Source organism: Lysinibacillus sp. IITD104 (assembly GCF_036698265.2).
Classification (GTDB): Bacteria; Bacillota; Bacilli; order Bacillales_A; family Planococcaceae; genus Lysinibacillus; species Lysinibacillus boronitolerans.
In genome coordinates, this window is the sequence record NZ_JBAHYH020000001.1 from 1163058 (window position 1) to 1180924 (window position 17867).

At 38.4% G+C, this 17867-nt stretch carries 19 protein-coding genes; 11 read left to right on the forward strand and 8 right to left on the reverse strand.

Going from position 1 to position 17867, the window contains the following annotated elements; genetic code table 11:
• Positions 1-130: 130 nt before the first annotated feature.
• Complete coding sequence (locus tag V1L66_RS06000) at positions 131-1555, forward strand: o-succinylbenzoate--CoA ligase (protein WP_333005459.1); 1425 nt, start codon at positions 131-133, stop codon at positions 1553-1555.
• A gap of 131 nt (positions 1556-1686) precedes the next feature.
• Entirely contained in the window at positions 1687-2877 is a 1191-nt protein-coding gene (locus tag V1L66_RS06005; protein WP_333005396.1) for a transglutaminase domain-containing protein, read from the forward strand.
• Here the strand turns inward: V1L66_RS06005 and V1L66_RS06010 are convergent.
• From V1L66_RS06010 to ytzI, 4 genes are all read right to left on the reverse strand, one after another.
• Positions 2863-3903 carry a metal ABC transporter solute-binding protein, Zn/Mn family gene (locus tag V1L66_RS06010; protein WP_016992520.1) on the reverse strand — a complete coding sequence of 347 codons (1041 nt, stop codon included), beginning with the start codon at positions 3901-3903 and terminating at the stop codon, positions 2863-2865. The genes V1L66_RS06005 and V1L66_RS06010 overlap by 15 nt on opposite strands.
• A gap of 111 nt (positions 3904-4014) precedes the next feature.
• Positions 4015-4248, reverse strand: coding sequence for a membrane protein insertion efficiency factor YidD (gene yidD / locus V1L66_RS06015; protein WP_016992521.1), 234 nt, complete (start codon positions 4246-4248; stop codon positions 4015-4017).
• Positions 4245-4406, reverse strand: coding sequence for a hypothetical protein (locus V1L66_RS06020; RefSeq protein WP_016992522.1), 162 nt, complete (start codon positions 4404-4406; stop codon positions 4245-4247). Before V1L66_RS06020 ends, yidD begins: the two co-directional genes overlap by 4 nt.
• Positions 4407-4436: 30 nt before the next feature.
• Positions 4437-4583: a YtzI protein gene (ytzI, locus tag V1L66_RS06025; RefSeq protein ID WP_016992523.1), complete on the reverse strand. Its 147-nt coding sequence runs from the start codon at positions 4581-4583 to the stop codon at positions 4437-4439.
• A 137-nt stretch (positions 4584-4720) separates the two neighbouring features.
• On the opposite strand from ytzI, the gene V1L66_RS06030 reads away from it, so the two are divergent.
• Positions 4721-5038 carry a hypothetical protein gene (locus tag V1L66_RS06030; protein WP_016992524.1) on the forward strand — a complete coding sequence of 106 codons (318 nt, stop codon included), beginning with the start codon at positions 4721-4723 and terminating at the stop codon, positions 5036-5038.
• A gap of 46 nt (positions 5039-5084) precedes the next feature.
• Here V1L66_RS06030 and V1L66_RS06035 read toward each other — a convergent pair whose 3' ends face one another.
• The 4 genes from V1L66_RS06035 to V1L66_RS06050 form a co-directional block, all read right to left on the reverse strand.
• Positions 5085-5756, reverse strand: coding sequence for an AroM family protein (locus V1L66_RS06035; protein WP_016992525.1), 672 nt, complete (start codon positions 5754-5756; stop codon positions 5085-5087).
• 5 nt (positions 5757-5761) lie between these two features.
• Positions 5762-6904 carry an amidohydrolase gene (locus tag V1L66_RS06040; protein WP_016992526.1) on the reverse strand — a complete coding sequence of 381 codons (1143 nt, stop codon included), beginning with the start codon at positions 6902-6904 and terminating at the stop codon, positions 5762-5764.
• Positions 6901-7971, reverse strand: coding sequence for an amidohydrolase family protein (locus V1L66_RS06045; protein WP_333005398.1), 1071 nt, complete (start codon positions 7969-7971; stop codon positions 6901-6903). The genes V1L66_RS06040 and V1L66_RS06045 overlap by 4 nt, the downstream gene beginning before the upstream one ends.
• 63 nt (positions 7972-8034) lie before the next feature.
• Positions 8035-9636, reverse strand: a complete 1602-nt coding sequence (locus tag V1L66_RS06050) for an ABC transporter substrate-binding protein (RefSeq protein ID WP_333005399.1) — start codon at positions 9634-9636, stop codon at positions 8035-8037.
• Positions 9637-9855: 219 nt separating this feature from the next.
• On the opposite strand from V1L66_RS06050, the gene V1L66_RS06055 reads away from it, so the two are divergent.
• From V1L66_RS06055 to V1L66_RS06090, 8 genes are all read left to right on the forward strand, one after another.
• Entirely contained in the window at positions 9856-10818 is a 963-nt protein-coding gene (locus V1L66_RS06055; protein ID WP_004225947.1) for an ABC transporter permease, read from the forward strand.
• 2 nt (positions 10819-10820) lie between these two features.
• The gene (locus V1L66_RS06060) at positions 10821-11687 is read left to right on the forward strand and encodes an ABC transporter permease (RefSeq protein WP_205445122.1); all 867 of its coding nucleotides are present in this window, start codon (positions 10821-10823) and stop codon (positions 11685-11687) included.
• Positions 11688-11704: 17 nt separating this feature from the next.
• On the forward strand, positions 11705-12727 hold the full coding sequence (locus V1L66_RS06065) for an ABC transporter ATP-binding protein (RefSeq protein ID WP_016995144.1): 1023 nt from the start codon (positions 11705-11707) through the stop codon (positions 12725-12727).
• Positions 12711-13718 carry an ABC transporter ATP-binding protein gene (locus tag V1L66_RS06070; protein WP_016995143.1) on the forward strand — a complete coding sequence of 336 codons (1008 nt, stop codon included), beginning with the start codon at positions 12711-12713 and terminating at the stop codon, positions 13716-13718. Before V1L66_RS06065 ends, V1L66_RS06070 begins: the two co-directional genes overlap by 17 nt.
• Positions 13719-13762: 44 nt before the next feature.
• Positions 13763-14716 carry a DUF1177 domain-containing protein gene (locus V1L66_RS06075; protein ID WP_016995142.1) on the forward strand — a complete coding sequence of 318 codons (954 nt, stop codon included), beginning with the start codon at positions 13763-13765 and terminating at the stop codon, positions 14714-14716.
• Positions 14709-15977 (forward strand): M20 family metallopeptidase, encoded by a 1269-nt coding sequence (locus V1L66_RS06080; protein ID WP_016995141.1) that lies wholly within the window; start codon positions 14709-14711, stop codon positions 15975-15977. The genes V1L66_RS06075 and V1L66_RS06080 overlap by 8 nt, the downstream gene beginning before the upstream one ends.
• Positions 15978-16111: 134 nt before the next feature.
• On the forward strand, positions 16112-16873 hold the full coding sequence (locus V1L66_RS06085; protein ID WP_016995140.1) for an IclR family transcriptional regulator: 762 nt from the start codon (positions 16112-16114) through the stop codon (positions 16871-16873).
• A gap of 11 nt (positions 16874-16884) precedes the next feature.
• Complete coding sequence (locus tag V1L66_RS06090) at positions 16885-17808, forward strand: aminopeptidase (protein WP_016995139.1); 924 nt, start codon at positions 16885-16887, stop codon at positions 17806-17808.
• The last annotated feature ends 59 nt before the right edge of the window (positions 17809-17867 follow it).

Genomic DNA, 17867 nt, shown 5'->3' on the forward strand with positions numbered 1-17867 from the left:
ATAGCACCTAAAATGTGAAGGATATTGTAGGGCTTGCGATAGGAGTAGCATTCCTAAAGTAACAGACTGACATGCAAATGGACAAAATATATGATAAAACGTTAAGATGTAGGTGAATGGAGTGACAAAGATGTATCCTAACTGGATTTTACAACGAGCTTATTTAACACCATTACGCAAGGCACTTACTTTTAAAAAGCAAAGCTGGACTTTTCAAGAATTAAGTGATGAATCGATAAAGCGTGCCCGACAATTAGTGACACTCGGTATACAACAGGGTGATCGAATTGCTATCATGGGGCCAAGTAAGCCTGAATTAGTTATCATGATGTATGCCTGCATGCATTTGCAATGTGAGATGGTCATGCTTAATCGCAGACTTTCACAGGATGAGCTAGCTTATCAGCTAAAGGATTCAGAGGCTGTAGCAGTGTTGATTGCCGATGAGGATGTAGAAAAGCTACCATCTGAAACAACCTATCATTTATTTTCAGCAATTGAAGAGGGTGCAGAGGGTGCAGTAGATATTGTCAAGGAATGGCCTCTTCATCAAACAACAACAATTATGTATACTTCGGGTACAACGGGCTTTCCTAAAGGTGTTCGCCAAACAGTTGGAAATCATCAGGCTAGTGCGACTGCCTCTGTTTTAAATATTGGGCTACAGGCTCAGGATGTTTGGCTATGTGCGGTACCTTTATTCCATATTAGTGGATTTTCCATACTAGTGCGATCACTACTATATGGTAATCAAATCTTTTTATATGATCAATTTGATGTGGAAGCTATCGCACAAAATATTATGGATGGGGATGTCACCCATATGTCTGTTGTAGCGGTGACCTTGGAACGAATTCTACATACGCTAGAGCAACGCAATGCGAAAGCTTCCTCTTATTTTAAGCTGTTGTTAGCAGGAGGTGGGCCTGTTCCCGTTGATTATTTAGCAAGAGCACATGCATTAAATTTAGCTGTCGCACAAACGTATGGAATGACTGAAACCTCCTCGCAAACAGCTACATTGGCAAGTGAAGATGCTATGCGGAAAATTGGTTCTGCTGGAAAGCCTTTATTTTTTAATCAAATAATGATTGCTGAGCCAAATGCTAAGGGTGAAGGGGAAATTTGCATTCGAGGGCCCCATGTCACACCTGGCTATATTGGACGTTTTGCACAAAAAAATGCAACGAAGGCTGGCTGGCTTCATACAGGTGATATTGGTTATGTGGATGAAGAGGGTTATTTATTCGTCATTGATCGAAGGGCAGATTTAATCATTTCAGGGGGAGAAAATATTTATCCTGCAGAAATAGAAAACGTGCTACTCACACATCCAGCTGTCAAAGAAGCGGGTGTATGTGGTATGCCTGATGAACAATGGGGGCAGGTGCCCATTGCATTTATCGTGCTAAATGAGCAGCTATCTGTTGAGCAATTACAAGCCTTTTGTTTACAGAAACTTGCTAAATATAAAGTGCCTAAGGAAATTATTATCACAGACAGTCTACCACGCAATGGTGCGGATAAATTGTTGAGACGGAAATTATTACAATAAAAATTATGTGAAAGAAGTCTTCTTAAAAGGAAGGCTTCTTTTTTATTTAAACTTTTAGCATGAAATTAATCATTTATTAACATAATAAAAAAAGAGAGGCATAAACTATTTAGTAAAGGAGAATGACTCATATGAGGAAATATATATATAATGTTGTCATTATATTATTTGTTCTACAAATGAGTCATGTGCAAGTATTTGCAAACTATGAAAAAGAAGATGTAGCAACAGCTCATTCAATTGAAACACTACAATCTCTCATTAATAAAGAAGTTATGCAACTATCATCCGAATTCTCGATTCGTTATACTGGTGACATAGCCGAGATAAAAGATGAACTAACAGAAATTACTAAAGATGCAATTGAAAACTCTTATATTTATACTAATATTTCAAGTTTCCAATGGAAGTACGAAGGTTATAGCAATAATATTGTCATTGCATTTGCATTTACGTACCATCTATCCCAAACGGAGGCATTATTTGTAGAGCAAACGTTGGCGAATATTATTGCACCTATGCATGGATTAAGTGACATAGAAAAACTACAGGCTGCACATGATTTTATTGTCTTGTCCGCGGAATACTCTAAGGAAACGGAAGGAAGTCAATATTCTCCTTATACATTATTAACGGAGAATAAGGGCGTCTGTCAGGCATATGCTTTAGTGTTATACCGAATGTTAGAAATGTTGGGCTTTGAGGTACAATATGTACCTGGAAAAGTAGGAGAACAGCTACATGCCTGGGTATTAGTGAAACTTGAGCATGCTTGGTATCATATTGATGTGACATGGGATGACCCTTTGCCTGATCGTAAAGGGGAAGTGCGCTATCAATATTTTTTAGTGTCGGATCGCCAATTAGCACAAGATCATACCTGGGATTATGCAAGTTTCCCTGCTGCAACAAGCGAGAAATATATAGATTTGCAGGAAGAAACGAAAAGACAAAGTTTAGCAACGCCTATACAACATCGTTTCAATCAAAATATGGGATTATCAATCATTGGAGAAAATAGGTTAGCCGTACAACAATTAGTGGAACAGCCGATGAAGCTTGTTACACAAAAAACAGATAAACAAGACAATCTAGTTCAGTTTGACTTTACTGAATGGGCACCGATGCTAGTAGAAAGTAGTATAACGGCTTTTGTTACAATTCAGCCAAAAGTTAAGCATGTGACTAAGCAAAAAACAATGAAGTGGCTAGCTTCTATTTATCGAACGGAAAAACGAATGCCACAAGAAAAATACGTCATAATAAAGGAGGTGTCCCATCCATTGCGGGGCACCTCCTTACTCATATCATTGAACGCTTAAAGCTTTTTCTAATGTGTCAATATTTTTTTGCATCAATGTGAAATAGGTTTCCTCATTTTTTTCATCATCAGCTGTTAATACGCTTAAATTATGCAAGACAAGCGATTCTGCACCAACTTCTTTTTGAATAACCTCTGCTAATTTGGAAGAGACATTCTGTTCAAATAAAATATAATGAATGTGCAATTCATTTGCTTTGTCTACAATCTTTGTTAATTCTTTTTGAGATGGCTCATTTTGTGAATTCAAGCCAGCAATCGGCACTTGAGTTAAGCCGTATTGACCAGCAATATAGCCAAATGCAGCATGGGATACAAAGAATGTTTTATTTTGTGCTTTGTCAGTCATTGCTTTGAAATCTTGATCTAAATCCTGTAATTCTTTTACTAATGCCTCATAATTTGTGTTAAAAGTTGCCTCCTGAGCTGGCATTTTTTCAACGAGTGTGTTTTTGATAGACAGTGCTAAGTCTTGACTAATTGTAGGAGATAACCAAACATGCGGATCGATATCGCCATGCTCATGCTCATCATGTCCATGTTCTTCAGCTTCATGTTCATGATCGTCTTCTGTGGCACCATGCTCATGATCGTCATGAGCGTCTGCTTCATGTTCATCATCCTCTGCATGAACATGTCCTGTGCTTACCGCTAATTTTTCATCTGAAACATCATCAGCAGTTGCCACCATTGTGACATCTTCGTTCGCTAAAGTTTTTTTAGCGTTTTCTACAAATCCTTCAAGTCCTAAGCCAATATAGAAAAAGATATCAGCATCTGCTAATTTCATCATATCTTTTTGAGTTGGCTCGAAGGTATGTTCATTCGCACCAGCTGGGTAAATAGAAGCTACTTCAACAGCATCTCCACCAATGCGCTGTGCAAAATAGCTTAACGGATAAACTGTTGTATAAATACTTAACTTATCTTTTTCCTCAGTCTTTTGTGATGTAGACGATTTGTCTCCACAAGCAGCAGTAAATAAAGCAAGAACTGCGACTAACAATAATAAATACAGTTTTTTCATATAAGTAAGATACCTCTCTTAAATAGTAATCATTACGATTTATTTTTTTAGAACAGTTATTATGATAACGCACAACTTAAAAAAGTACAAGAAAAAAATGCCCTCCGAAAATTAATTCTTTTTCGAAGGCCATTTTTCAGGCACAGGATCAAAGCCACCAGGATGAAATGGATGGCATTTAGATATACGTGTAATGGTTAAGAGGAAGCCTTTGAATGCACCGTGCTTTTGAAAAGCTTCGAGCCCATAAGAAGAACAAGTAGGATGAAAACGACAGGTTGGTGGCGTCATCGGTGAAATGAATTTTCTATAAAATTGGATGAGCCAAATAAAGGGGTATTTCATCGCTGCTCTTCCTTTTGCTGAGACGTAAGTTGTTCAGGCTTTGGATCAATTGTTTGTGTAAAGATATTATTTTTTTTCTTCATAATGATAATGACAGAAACACCAAACATTAGCATCATCATCGCAATCATAATGATAATTGGTAAAGGTACGCCCATTTCTTTCACTCCAAATTTAAGTATTGATAATTAATTCTCTTCTTGATGATAGCTTTGCTTCGGTTTTTCATCAACAGTATGTTTAAAGGCATAGGCACGGTTGACACTGATAATCGTCGCAACCGTGATAAAGATAACGATGATAACTGCGACTATTAAGAGCGTAGTTAAACTCATAGTATCCACTCCGTTCTTTATTCATCATACCTATTATAAATTATCTGGTCCTATTAATTGTGAAGGAAGTTTGACATAAAAGCGAATAAAACAGCACCTATCACTCCATACTATGGAAAAAGGAGTGAATCGTAAAGATGGATCGTCAGCGCGTATATTTTTCACTTGCTAATAGAACGTATTATACCAACCCATATGCAGGACCGTGGAATTTCGAACTGAATGTAGATCGACAAGCATTAGATGTATTTGAGAGGATCTTTCAGCAAATGCAACTGTTAGAAATTTCGAATGCATGGCGTGCACAGTTACCGTATATACAGTATCACTTGGATAGAGAAAATGATGAAATAGATAAAAGATTAATGAAAATCTATGCACTTGTTCATGAATATGGGGATGATGATACGAAGGCATTCGTTGAGCAGCTTCCTTATTTTAATAAGCGTGTCTAGTGAATGAGGGAAAAGGTCACTGCTTTAGAAGTGACCTTTTCGTCTATTAACAAATGGCTTTTAAAATTGTAAAAACTGCTTCTCGAGGGACAATGATGGGGATAGTGAGTTGATCTTTAATCATGTTTTTCATCGTTGTGGAATAGCCCATGCAATCAAGAATAAGCAAATCGGCTCCTTGCTCTTCTAATTGTTGTGCTTTTGACAATAAATGTTGGTTATCAAAGTGGTACGGGGAGCTTGCTGAAAAAGTTACATCGAACTGTGCTTTTTGCCATTTCTCTGCAACCGTTCGTTGTTGTTCGGGTTCGGGACCTATTAAACCAATGGCTAATTTTGTATGTAACCCCTTCACTAAATTCGTCATCATACGATCAGGTAATAAAAGATTTTTATAGGATAATTTATTCGTAAAATCTCCTGTACACATAAGTAGTATCCATGTGAATTCATGTAGATCATCAATGCATCTTTGAATATAAGGCATGAGTTTTTGTTTACTGAGCTTTACTTGTCGACCATTAGTAAGTAGTGTTACTAACACATCTGAGTCCTCATGAGAAGGCGAAAGGGTGGCAATTTCCTCTGAGGAAAGTGAGTCCAGTACACCGAATTCATGTACGTGTAAACCAGCTTCTCTTAATTGCTGTATATCCTCTGCCATATCTTTACGTGGTGCCTGACCAATTGTTACAACGGCAATTTTCGAATGTTGCATTGCGCTCACTCCGCTTCGTAATATTTTTGTCCATTTACATAAGTTTGTAAAACCTTTGCTTCTGTTTCAAAAATAGGGTGCGACCAAACAACAAAATCAGCATCTTTGCCTTCCTCAAGGCTACCAATGCGATGATCTAGCTGTACGAGCTTAGCTGCATTGATCGTAATACTTTTGAGGGCTATGTCTTCATCTAAACCATAACGAATCGCCTCTGTCGCACAATACTTTAAGTATTGAATTGGTACAAATGGATGATCTGTCATGATAGCAAACGGAATATTATGTTCTTTAAAAATGGCAGCTATCGCTGGTGTAGAATGACGTGTTTCATATTTAGACGGCGTTAACATATAAGGGCCAAGCGTCGCATGGAATCCACTATCTTTAACGGCATCCACAATGAGATAGCCTTCTGTGCAGTGCTCTAAATGAAGCTTCACATTAAATTCTTTGGCAATTCTAATAGCTGTCATAATGTCATCTGCTCTATGGCAGTGAAGGCGAAGGGGCATGTCGCCTCGAAGTACCTCAATAAACGGGCGTAACTCAGCATTTTGTTTAATCTGCTCAGTTTGTTGTTGTTCATTGAGTTGACTTGCACGTTGGAAACCATCCCGTAAAAGCTGTGCAATGGCCATGCGAGTCATCGGCTTGCGTTTATACTGATTGCCAAAGACGTTTTTCGGATTTTCCCCTAGGGCCCCCTTTAAACCGCTCCGCTCTACTAAAACACGAGAGGAAAGGGTAGGTCCTGCTGTTTTAAGAATGCTCCAAATGCCACCAATAACATTGGCACTACCTGGACCAGTTTGCACAGTGGTTACGCCACCTTCTAATGCATGTTGAAAGGAAAAATGTCGGATATCTACACTGTCTAAAGCGTGCATAAGAGGTGTAAAGGGTTCGCTATATTCATTGGCATCATTAATGTCTTCGGTGACTTCAGCCCATGTTCCAACATGAGCATGAATATCAATTAACCCCGGTGTAACATAGGCTCCCTGTAGATCAACTAGCTCTGCTTGTGGGGGAAATTCTTTGGCTGGTCCAATATAGACAATTCGTCCATCTTCGATCCATAACTGTTCACAAGTATCGTTTTGCTCATTGACTGTAAGAAACTTTGCATGATGATAAATAATCATTGTGTCAACCCTTCTTCCCGTGCATAAACTTTTGTTCCTTTAATATAGGTTGCGACAACCTGTGCATCTAGATTTAATGGATGCTTATCCCAAATAACAAAATCAGCAAGAAGACCATCACGAATCGCGCCTGTTTTATGGGCGATCCCTAGAAAGTTTGCAGCCCCTGTTGTGAGAGCATATAGCACGTCCTGGCGTGCCATACCTTCTCTTACAGCTAAGCAACCTTCTAATGTTAGATGAGAGGTGCTACTAACAGGATGATCCGTACAAAAAACGAAGGGAATATTGTGCTTAAACAGTTGATGATACAGTTTTGGTGATAGTGCCATCATCTCATTGTGCTCAATATATCGAAATGTAGGACCAGCTATAACCGTATTAAAGGATGTTTCATGAAGGAATGTAACTTCAGTGCCATGGATAATATGAAAATCAAAAGTTGAGCCAAATTCTTCTTGAAGGCGGCTAATGAATTCAAGATCAACGGCTTTGTGCGCTCGAATAACGATTTTCGTAATGGACGGCTCTTGTTGCTGAATTTGTTGTAATGTTTCTCTTAAAATTTTGGCGATGCCCATACGCGTGAGTGGTTTTTTCTTTTCAGCGAAAAATGTACTTTTTGCCTGATGTCCAATAGAGAAGGAATATGCCACATCTTTTGAAATAACCATTTCATCAACCGTTGTATGTGTATGGTGAATAATAGCCGTTTTTGCACCAATCAGGCTCTTAGGAGATGGAACAATATGAGATGCTGTCACCCCATGAGAAACAGCCTTTTGAAAAGCAGTATCAAATGGGTATATGCCATCAACTACAGAATATTGCAAATGTGAGTCAAATTCATAGCTATCATCACCTTCCCAACGAATTCCTATTTCAGCTAGACCGATTTGTGAGCAGCTATCGATAAAACCTGGTGTAATATAGTAGCCATCTAAATCTAACTCTGTTTCGGGTGTATTAGTAGCGGGTTCAAAGTATTGCCCTTGCACTTGAAAAGATTGCTTATTAAAGCTACGAGTCTCAGAATTAAAAACAAGTCCATTTATATAGCGAGTCATCGGATCAAATCTCTCCTTATGAAGAGAAAAGCGGAGACTAGAATCTCCACTTTTCCAGTTTAATTATTTAGTAATGGATACGTTTGTGCCGTTTGGATGTACAATTTGTACGGAGTTATCAGCAGAAACCTCAAAGCCCTGTACTTTTTTGTTTACACCTGCAACCGTTTGTGTTGCCTCTAATTCAATACGTGGAACATCGGCTAAAATCAGCTTTAATGCTTCTTGGTATAATTTTGCACGTTCCTCTTGCACCACTGTTTCTGATACGGCACGTTCTAATAATTTATCCACTTCTGGATTGCTGTAGCCTTTACCATTTCCTAACGCACCAATTTGATTTGTGTGGAATAATTGATAAAGGAAGAAGTAAGGATCTGGGTACCAAGTCCAGCCACCAATATTCATTGGCGCATTACCCTTTGCCACAGTATCACTGTAAGTACCCCATTCAAGCACTTTTATTTCCACATCAATATTTAAGTTTTTCTTTAACTGACTTTGGAAAATCGTTGCGTAAGGAACACGTGCTTCTGATACGAAAATCTCTGTCTTGAAGCCATCAGCGTAACCAGCCTCTGCTAGTAATTTTTTTGCTTCTTCTGGATTATATTTTGGTACCATATCAACTAACGATTGATCATATCCCCATGAACCTGGTGGTAATGGTAAATAAGAGACATCACCGCCACCCCATTGGTTAACGCCAGAAATAATTTCCTCTACATTTGTTGCCATATAAATCGCTTCACGAACGCGTTTGTCAGCAGTTGGACCTACTTTGTTATTAAGATCAAGATAAACAATCGATAGACCTGGATTTGTTAAAAGCTCAAGGTTACTATCTTGGTTGATGATTTCTCGGTTTTGACCTTTAACGTCCATGGCAATATCAATATCACCAGAACGTAATGCGTTTGTCATCATATTTTGATCGGAGATAAACTTCAATGTTAAGTTATCGACATTTGGCTTATCGCCCCAGTAATTCTCGTGACGAACTAATTTTACTTCTTGGTCTTTTTTCCATTCTGTTAGTTGGAATGGACCTGTACCAACAAAGTGTTCAGAAAAATTATCGCCCCATCCTTCAACTTCTTCTTTTGGAATAATAATATTCCCTGCATCCGTTAGCATAGCAAGTAGGGCAGCATTTGGTGTAGCTAAGTGAATCTCTACTTCATAATCCGATAACACTTTCACTTCTGTTACACCACTTAAACGATTCATAGCAGATTCTTTAGCAGAGCGTTCTAAAGAGTATTTCACATCTTCAGCTGTCATTTCACGGCCATCCTGATACTGACCTTTTTGGAATTTAACACCTTCGCGTAATTTGAATGTGTAGACTAACATATCCTCTGATACATTCCATTCAGTCGCTAACGAAGGGATGATATCAGATAGATCTTTGTTATAAACAACTAACGTATCACCCATTTGGCGCATCACCTGTGATTCATAAACCCCTGTATATTTGATCGGATCAAATGTTTTTGCATTGGCTGACAGACCAATATTTAATGTGCCTCCAGAAGTAGCTTCTCCCTCTTTTTCATCCGTTGAAGTACTTTTCTCATTGTTTCCACCACAAGCAGCTAAAACACCAATTAGTAAAGTTAAAAAGAGTAGTAGTAAAGACTTTCTTACGTTTAATTTCTTCATATGCACTAGCCTCCTTAGTTTTTGTTTCACAATATGAACCGTTGATTCAAAAATGGTAGGTTCGAGATTAAAATTAGCACACTTGTAAATAGAAAGTAAATATAAAATTACAAAGATTCAGAAAAAAATATATTTACAAACAATTATTAAGTGGTGTACTATGTGGTTATTCACAATATGAACCACTGATTCTAATAATGAAAAGGAGGTCTTGCTAAGATGGGCTCATTTATTTTAAAAAGGTTAGTTAACCTCATCCCCACACTGCTAGTAGTAGGGATTATCGTCTTTATTATTACGCGAATGATTCCTGGTGACCCGGCTTCAGTCATGCTTGGACCACAGGCGAGTGTAGAAGATGTAGAGAATTTAAGAGAAGAGCTAGGATTAAATAAATCCATGCCTTCGCAATTTATTTCATATGTAGGAGATCTAGCACAGTTAAATTTAGGATATTCCTATTCTTATAGTGAGTCTGTCATCGGACTTATTCTCGAAAGGTTCCCTAATACAGTGATATTGGCATTGGCAGCGCTGTTAATAGCAGTCGTGATTGGCATCCCAGCAGGAATATTTGCAGCGAGAAAGCAAAATACCATCATTGATTATGTTGTAATGCTTGTGTCATTAGTTGGTGTATCTATGCCAATTTTCTGGTTGGGCATCATGCTTGTTTTATTCTTTAGTGTTAACCTTGGTTGGTTCCCTGCGACTGGAATGGGGAATATCAGCGATGGCCTATGGACCTATTTGAAGCATTTAATATTGCCAGCATTTGCTTTAGCAACGATTCCAATGGCGACATTTGCACGGATTACCCGTTCAAGTATGTTAGAGGTTATTTCGCAAGATTATATTAAAACTGCTCGTTCTAAAGGTATTAAAGAATATTTAGTAATTGGTAAACATGCATTTAAAAATGCACTGACACCGATTTTAACCGTGTTAGGAATGCAGATTTCTAATTTACTGGGCGGAGCGGTTTTAACAGAAACGATTTTTAGTTGGCCTGGTATGGGTCGATTAATTGTAGATGCCATTGATAAACGTGACTTTGTAGTCGTACAAGGTACTGTTATTTTCATTGCGTTTATCTTTGTGCTTGTTAACTTAGTGGTCGATGTACTTTATAAAGTGGTCAATCCTAAGGTCAATTTAGAATCGGATGGAGGGAAAAAATAACAATGACTCAAGCAATCGTCAATGAAACGAGAAAAAGAAATACGTTATTGCGCAAGTTGCTAAAAAATAAATTAGCGACAATTGGGTTAATCATTGTCACTTTAATGGGTATTGTTGCTATTTTTGCCCCATTGATTGCTACCCATCCACCGAATGAAATGATTGTCGGTAAATCATTTTTACCGATGAATACAGAAGGACATTTATTAGGAACAGATAACTATGGTCGTGATCTGTTTAGTCGCTTAGTTTATGGTACACGAATATCGATGATTGTTGGGATTGCGGCAGTGCTATTTGGTGCTGTATTTGGCACACTGTTAGGCTTAGTGGCAGGGTATTTTGGTGGACGCATTGATTCGATTATCATGCGCACAATGGATGGTCTTTTCGCTTTCCCGTTTATTTTACTGGCTATTACATTGATGACGGTATTAGGGCAAGGACTTGTCAACGTTATTGTTGCGATTGGTATTGCTAATATTCCAGGTTTCGCACGACTTGTTCGAGGACAGGTTTTAAGTGTAAAAGAGGAGGAATTCGTTGAAGTAACACATTCTTTAGGTGCTACACATACGAGAATTATTTTTAGTCATATATTACCAAACTGTTTAGCTCCTTTAATTGTCTATGGAACGATGAGTACAGCTGGCGCTATTATTTCAGAAGCTGCCCTTAGCTTTTTAGGATTAGGCGTTCAACCACCGACAGCTTCATGGGGCAGTATTTTAAAAGATGGTAAAGACTTTTTAGTATTAAATCCCCAAATGGCGACATTTTCAGGCATTTGTATTTTGTTAACAGTTCTTGGAATTAACCTATTAGGGGATGGATTGCGCGATGCATTAGATCCGAAAATGAAAGTTTAATGGAAGGGGGTGGAGTCATGACTGAACGTTTACTAGATGTAGAAAACTTAACAGTAGAATTTAAAAGTGGCGGCTCTACAATGAAAGCTGTTAATGGAGTAAATTTACAATTAAATAAGAAGGAAACACTAGGTATTGTGGGAGAGTCAGGATCTGGAAAAAGTGTCACAGCAACTGCTCTCATGCGTTTAATTCCATCTCCGCCAGGAAAAATAACGAATGGAAAAATTCTATTTAATGGCCGCGATTTAATAGAAATTTCTGAAAAGGAAATGCGCAATGTCCGAGGCAATGACATCTCAATGATTTTCCAAGATCCTATTACAAGTTTGAATCCAGTATTAACAGTGGGCAATCAAATTATTGAAGTCATTCAAGCACATGAAACAATATCGAAGAAAGATGCAGCTATCAAAGCCGTTGATATGTTAAAAATGGTTGGGATTCCTGAGCCAGAGAAACGATTAAAAATGTATCCTCACGAATTTTCAGGAGGAATGCGCCAACGTGTCATGATTGCTATTGCCCTTGCTTGTAACCCGAAACTACTCATTGCCGATGAGCCAACAACTGCACTGGATGTAACTGTACAAGCTCAAATTCTTGATTTAATGAAAAAATTACAACAAGAACACGATACAGCCATCATTATGATTACGCACGATTTAGGTGTGGTTTGGGAGCTATGTGACAAAGTAAATGTTATGTATGCAGGTCGTACAGTAGAGTCTACTACAACAAGACAGCTCTATGAGAAACCTTTACATCCCTATACGTGGGGATTATTAGAGTCTCAAATTACAATGGGGACACAAGAGCAACAAAGGCTGCCGGCTATTCCTGGTAGTCCACCAGATTTAACAATGCCACATAGTGGCTGTCACTTCTCAGCACGATGTCCTTTAGCGACAGATATTTGTCGTAGTACTGTGCCTGACTTAGTGGAAGTACAGGACAACCATTTTGTAGCCTGCCATTTACAAGCAAAAGATCAAATTGTCCCTAGGAAGGAGGGAATTTTTAATGCAACAGTACAATGAACTTGTCTTAAAGGTAAGCAATTTAAAAAAGCATTTTCCCATTAAAAGTTCAATTCCTTTTAAAAAACCAACACAATTTGTGAAGGCGGTAGATGGTGTAAGTTTTGAGTTATATAAAGGTGAGACACTGGGGATTGTGGGAGAGTCGGGGTGTGGAAAATCGACGGTTGCCCGTTTAATCAACCAGCTAATTTCACCAACAGAGGGAATAGTTGAATTTAATGGAACGGATTTAGCAAGCTTAAATTCAAAAGATATCCGCTCTGCTCGAAAATCCATCCAAATGGTTTTCCAAAATCCTTATGCATCACTCGATCCTCGTAAAACGATTGAATATCTTATTGCTGAGCCATTAGTGATCCATGGGATTGGTGATGAGGCATCCCGTAAAAAGCGAGTGGTTGAATTACTTGAAACAGTCGGATTAAGTGCCTACCATGCAAAACGCCATCCACATGAATTTTCTGGTGGACAGAGACAACGCATTAATATTGCTCGGGCTCTTGCACTGAATCCAGATATTGTGGTGTGTGATGAACCTGTTTCCGCACTAGATGTCTCTGTACAGGCTCAGGTTATCAATCTATTAAAAGATTTACAAAAAGAATTCGGCTTAACCTATATTTTTATTTCACATGATTTGAATGTCGTGAACTACATGTGTGATCGAATTGCTGTCATGTATTTAGGAAAAATAGTGGAAATTGGCACATACAAGGAAATTTATGAAAACCCTCAGCATCCTTATACACAAGCCTTGTTGTCAGCCATTCCTAAGGAAAATCCTTTTGATAAAAAGGAACGCATTATTTTAACTGGTGATGTTCCAAGCCCAGTAAATCCCCCGAGTGGCTGTGCATTCCATAAGCGCTGTCGTTTTGCTACAGAAAAATGTGCAGACGTCCAACCGACACTTGATACAGTATCAGCTACACATCAAGTATCGTGTCATTTATTTAAGTCGATAGAGCAAGAAGTATCATCCATTTAACGAAAGATAAAATTTATTGAAGCAGAAAAAGGAGCGGACTGATTATGTCATTGAAGCATGTTATTGAATTATACGAGGTAATGGATAGTATTTATGTAAACGGAGACACGATTAAAGAGTATTTACACAATATTGATTCCGCAGCAGATGTCAAGGTAAAAACTATTCAAGGCGAAAGCGGCTCAACTGATTTTGTTCGCGTCCTTGTGAAAGGAAAGAACGGCAAGTCCTCAGGCGGGAATGCACCTACATTAGGAATTATTGGACGATTAGGTGGTATTGGAGCGCGCCCTGAAATGACAGGCTTTGTATCAGATGGAGACGGCGCACTGGCCTGTCTGGCAGGAGCAGCAAAAGCTATTGATATGGCCTTAAAAGGTGATCAATTAGAGGGTGACGTTATTTTCTCCACACATATTTGTCCAACAGCTCCAACCTTACCACATGAGCCAGTGCCATTTATGAACTCGCCAGTGGATATTAGTGTCATGAACGAAAATGAAGTAGAAGATACAATGGATGCTATTCTATCCATTGATACAACAAAAGGCAATCAAGTATGTAACCATAAAGGATTTGCTATAACGCCAACTGTTAAAGAAGGTTACATATTAAAAATTAGCGATGATTTATTGCACGTATATACACAATCTGCTGGTATTTCTCCAGTTGTCCTACCGATCACGATGCAAGACATTACACCATATGGTAATGGATTATTCCATATCAATAGTATTTTACAACCGGCTGTTGCAACATCTAGCCCTGTTGTAGGTGTGGCGATTACAACTGAATCTGTTGTAGCAGGCTGTGCAACAGGTGCAACACATGTCACAGATGTAGAAAATGTTGTGCGATTTGTGTTAGAGGTAGCAAAAACTTATGGTGCTAATAAATGCTCTTTCTTTGATGAAACACAATTTTCACATATGAAAGGCTTATATGGTAGCATGAGTCATTTACAAACGAAAGGAAACGAGGTACACACACATGAATGATTTACAAGCACTTAAAGCTCAATTAGTAGATGCAGTTGAAAATCATCAAGAGGAATTGTTAGCGTTTTGTTCAAAGCTCATTCAAATTCCAAGTGTCAATCCTCCTGGGGATACGACTGAAATAACAGCTTTTATCGAAAACTATTTAAATGATGTAGGCATTACTTATCAAAAATATGAAGCTGCAGATAAAATGTTTAATTTAGTAGCATCCATTGGAAATGGGGAAGGAAAAGAACTCGTTTATTGTGGTCATACCGATGTTGTACCTGTTGGTGATCTATCGAAATGGGATTTTGATCCATTTTCAGGAGAAGTGAAGGATGGCTGGATGCTTGGCCGTGGGGCAAGTGATATGAAAGCCGGTTTAGCGGGTATTATTTTTGCAACAAAGCTATTAAAGAAACTGGACATCGAACTACCAGGAAAATTAACTTTGGCAATCGTACCAGATGAAGAAACAGGCGGCGAATTTGGTGTTCCTTGGCTGTTAGAGAGAGGCTATGTGCAGGGAGATGGTTGTTTAATCGCTGAGCCCTCTTCACCTTTAAATCCAACAATTGGACAAAAGGGCTCTTACTGGTTTGAATTAGAAGTGCGTGGGGAACCTGGACATGGAAGCCTATCACCATTGGCTGGACAAAATGCCATTGTCGATGCAATTCGAGCTATTCAAGAGATTCGTACACTATGGGATGTAGAAATTACGATTCCTGAAGAGGTACAGCCACTTATCGAGGTATCAAAAAAATACATGCGTGAAGTGGAAAAAGATCGCTTGAAATATCAAGAAGTTTTAGAGAAAATTACTGTAAATATTGGTACAATTGAGGGAGGTACGAAGTCAAACGTAATCCCAGATTACTGTAAGGTTCAGGTCGATTGTCGTTTACCATTTGGCATTACACAAGAGGAAGTAACAGAAATCTTGACAAATAAACTAGATGGTTTGGCTATCGATTATTCAATCCAACGTTTTGGCTTCAAAAGTGTAGCCAATTATACACCTGCTGAAAATCCTATATGCCAATCGATAGTGGAAAATATTTCTTATGTTACAGGGCAAGAGGCATATGGTGTCATGCAGTGGGCAAGCAGTGATGCTCGTCATTTCAGACAGTATGATATTCCTGTATTGCAATACGGCCCAGCTTATTTACCAAGTATTCATGGTTATAATGAAAAAGTGCGTGTTGAGGATATCGTACGCTGTGCAAAAGTTTATATAACTGCTGCTGTTGATTTCCTATATCAAAAGTAAGAGATTAGCTACTCTCTTACTTTTGATAAAGTGATATCAGGTGCTGACGGCTGCTAAATCTATCGATTATTTCCCCCTTAAGAGAGAGATTTGCAGCCGTTTGTACAGATAAATAGATCAGAAGGATGAGAGATATGCTAAAGACATTAAATTTATCAATTGCGGTTTTAAAAATGTTTACAAAGGAAAAGCCCACATGGGGTGGTCGAGAGTTAGCACTGGCGATGAATATGAATCATACAAATTTATATCGCATTCTTGAAACCTTCGAAAATAATGGGTTTATTACAAAAGATCCTATAACGAAAAAATATTCTCTTGGTATTGCATTATGGGAAATAGGTATGAATATGTATGATTCATTAAACATAGATCAGCTATGTATGCCAGTTCTTGAGAAATTAAAGGATGTCACTGGTGAAACAGCTATTTTTACCGTACTGAATGGACTGGAAGCGTTAACATTACTGAAAGCAGAACCTATAAATAAGGTGAAATTCACAGTTTCAAGAGGTAGTAGATCGCCACTTTATGTAGGGGCATCTTATCGTTCAATGCTTGCTTTTTTAAATGAAGAGCAAATTGCAAAGGTTATAGATGAACCATTAACAGCTTATACAAATAATACAATGACAGATGCCACAGAAATACGGGCAGAGCTAGAAAAAATTAGATCATGTGGCTATGCACTTAGTAATAGTGAGTATTCGGTCGATGTATTGGCGCTAGCTATGCCTATATTCAATAGTGAGGAACAGGTCGTAGCATCCATTACCGTTTCTGGACCAATTTATCGTTTTACAGAGCAACGTGTTCCGGAGTTTTTGGGACCTTTAACGGAAGCTAGAAATGAAATAGAAGGAATTATTCGTAGATATCATTTGAATTTTAATTAAGGAGTCCTGTTATGCAGCATTTACATGACATTGCACTAAATGTTTTAAAAGGCAATTTAAATGTTCAATCATCAGAGTCACTATTAATTTTGACAGATCATCACAAACAAGACATCGCGAAAATTTTTTATGAAGCTGGACTATCAATTACAGCAAATACAATGTTCATGGTGATGCCCCTGTTAGAGAAATCTGGTCAAGAGCCAATCCAAGCAGTTTCTGAGCTTATGGCGAATGCCGATGTTACACTGTGTATTACCTCCCATTCCCTAACACATACAATGGCTCGTAAACATGCCTGTGAAAAGGGCGGGCGTGTAGCAACAATGCCAGGTGTGACATTGGAGATGCTAGAGCAAGGTGCTCTTCATGCTGATGCAGAGGAGATCGAAGCTATGGTAGAAAAATATGTCCTTTTACTTGATACGGCAAAAGATATTCGTATTGTCAAGGATGGCCATGAGCTCACGTTTAGTGTAGAAGGCCGTTTAGGAATTCGTTCCACTGGTGTTATTCGTCAACCAGGTGAGTATGGAAATATTCCTTCAGGAGAATCATATATTGCGCCAATAGAAACATCTGCGAATGGAGAGATTTTAGTAGATGGCTCTATTGCAAATATTGGTGTCTTAAAGGAGCCATTATTATTAAAAATTAAGAATGGTCGCTTAGAAGAGGCAATCGGTCCTGATGGTGCACGTCTACTTGCTTTACTTGGGGAAGGTAATGGTAGAATTATTGCCGAGTTTGGCATTGGGGCCAATAAAAGTGCCATCCTATGCGGCAATGTATTAGAGGATGAGAAGGTATTTGGGACAATACATATTGCTTTTGGCAGTAATGCACCATTCGGAGGAGCCAATGCGTCAGATGTGCATATCGATTGTGTTGTGAAAAGCCCAATTGTCTACTTTGACGGTCAGCAAGTCATCTAAAGAAAAGCGTGTCTTCTTTTGAAGCACGCTTTTTTCATGCTTTACAAGACTGTAGTTAA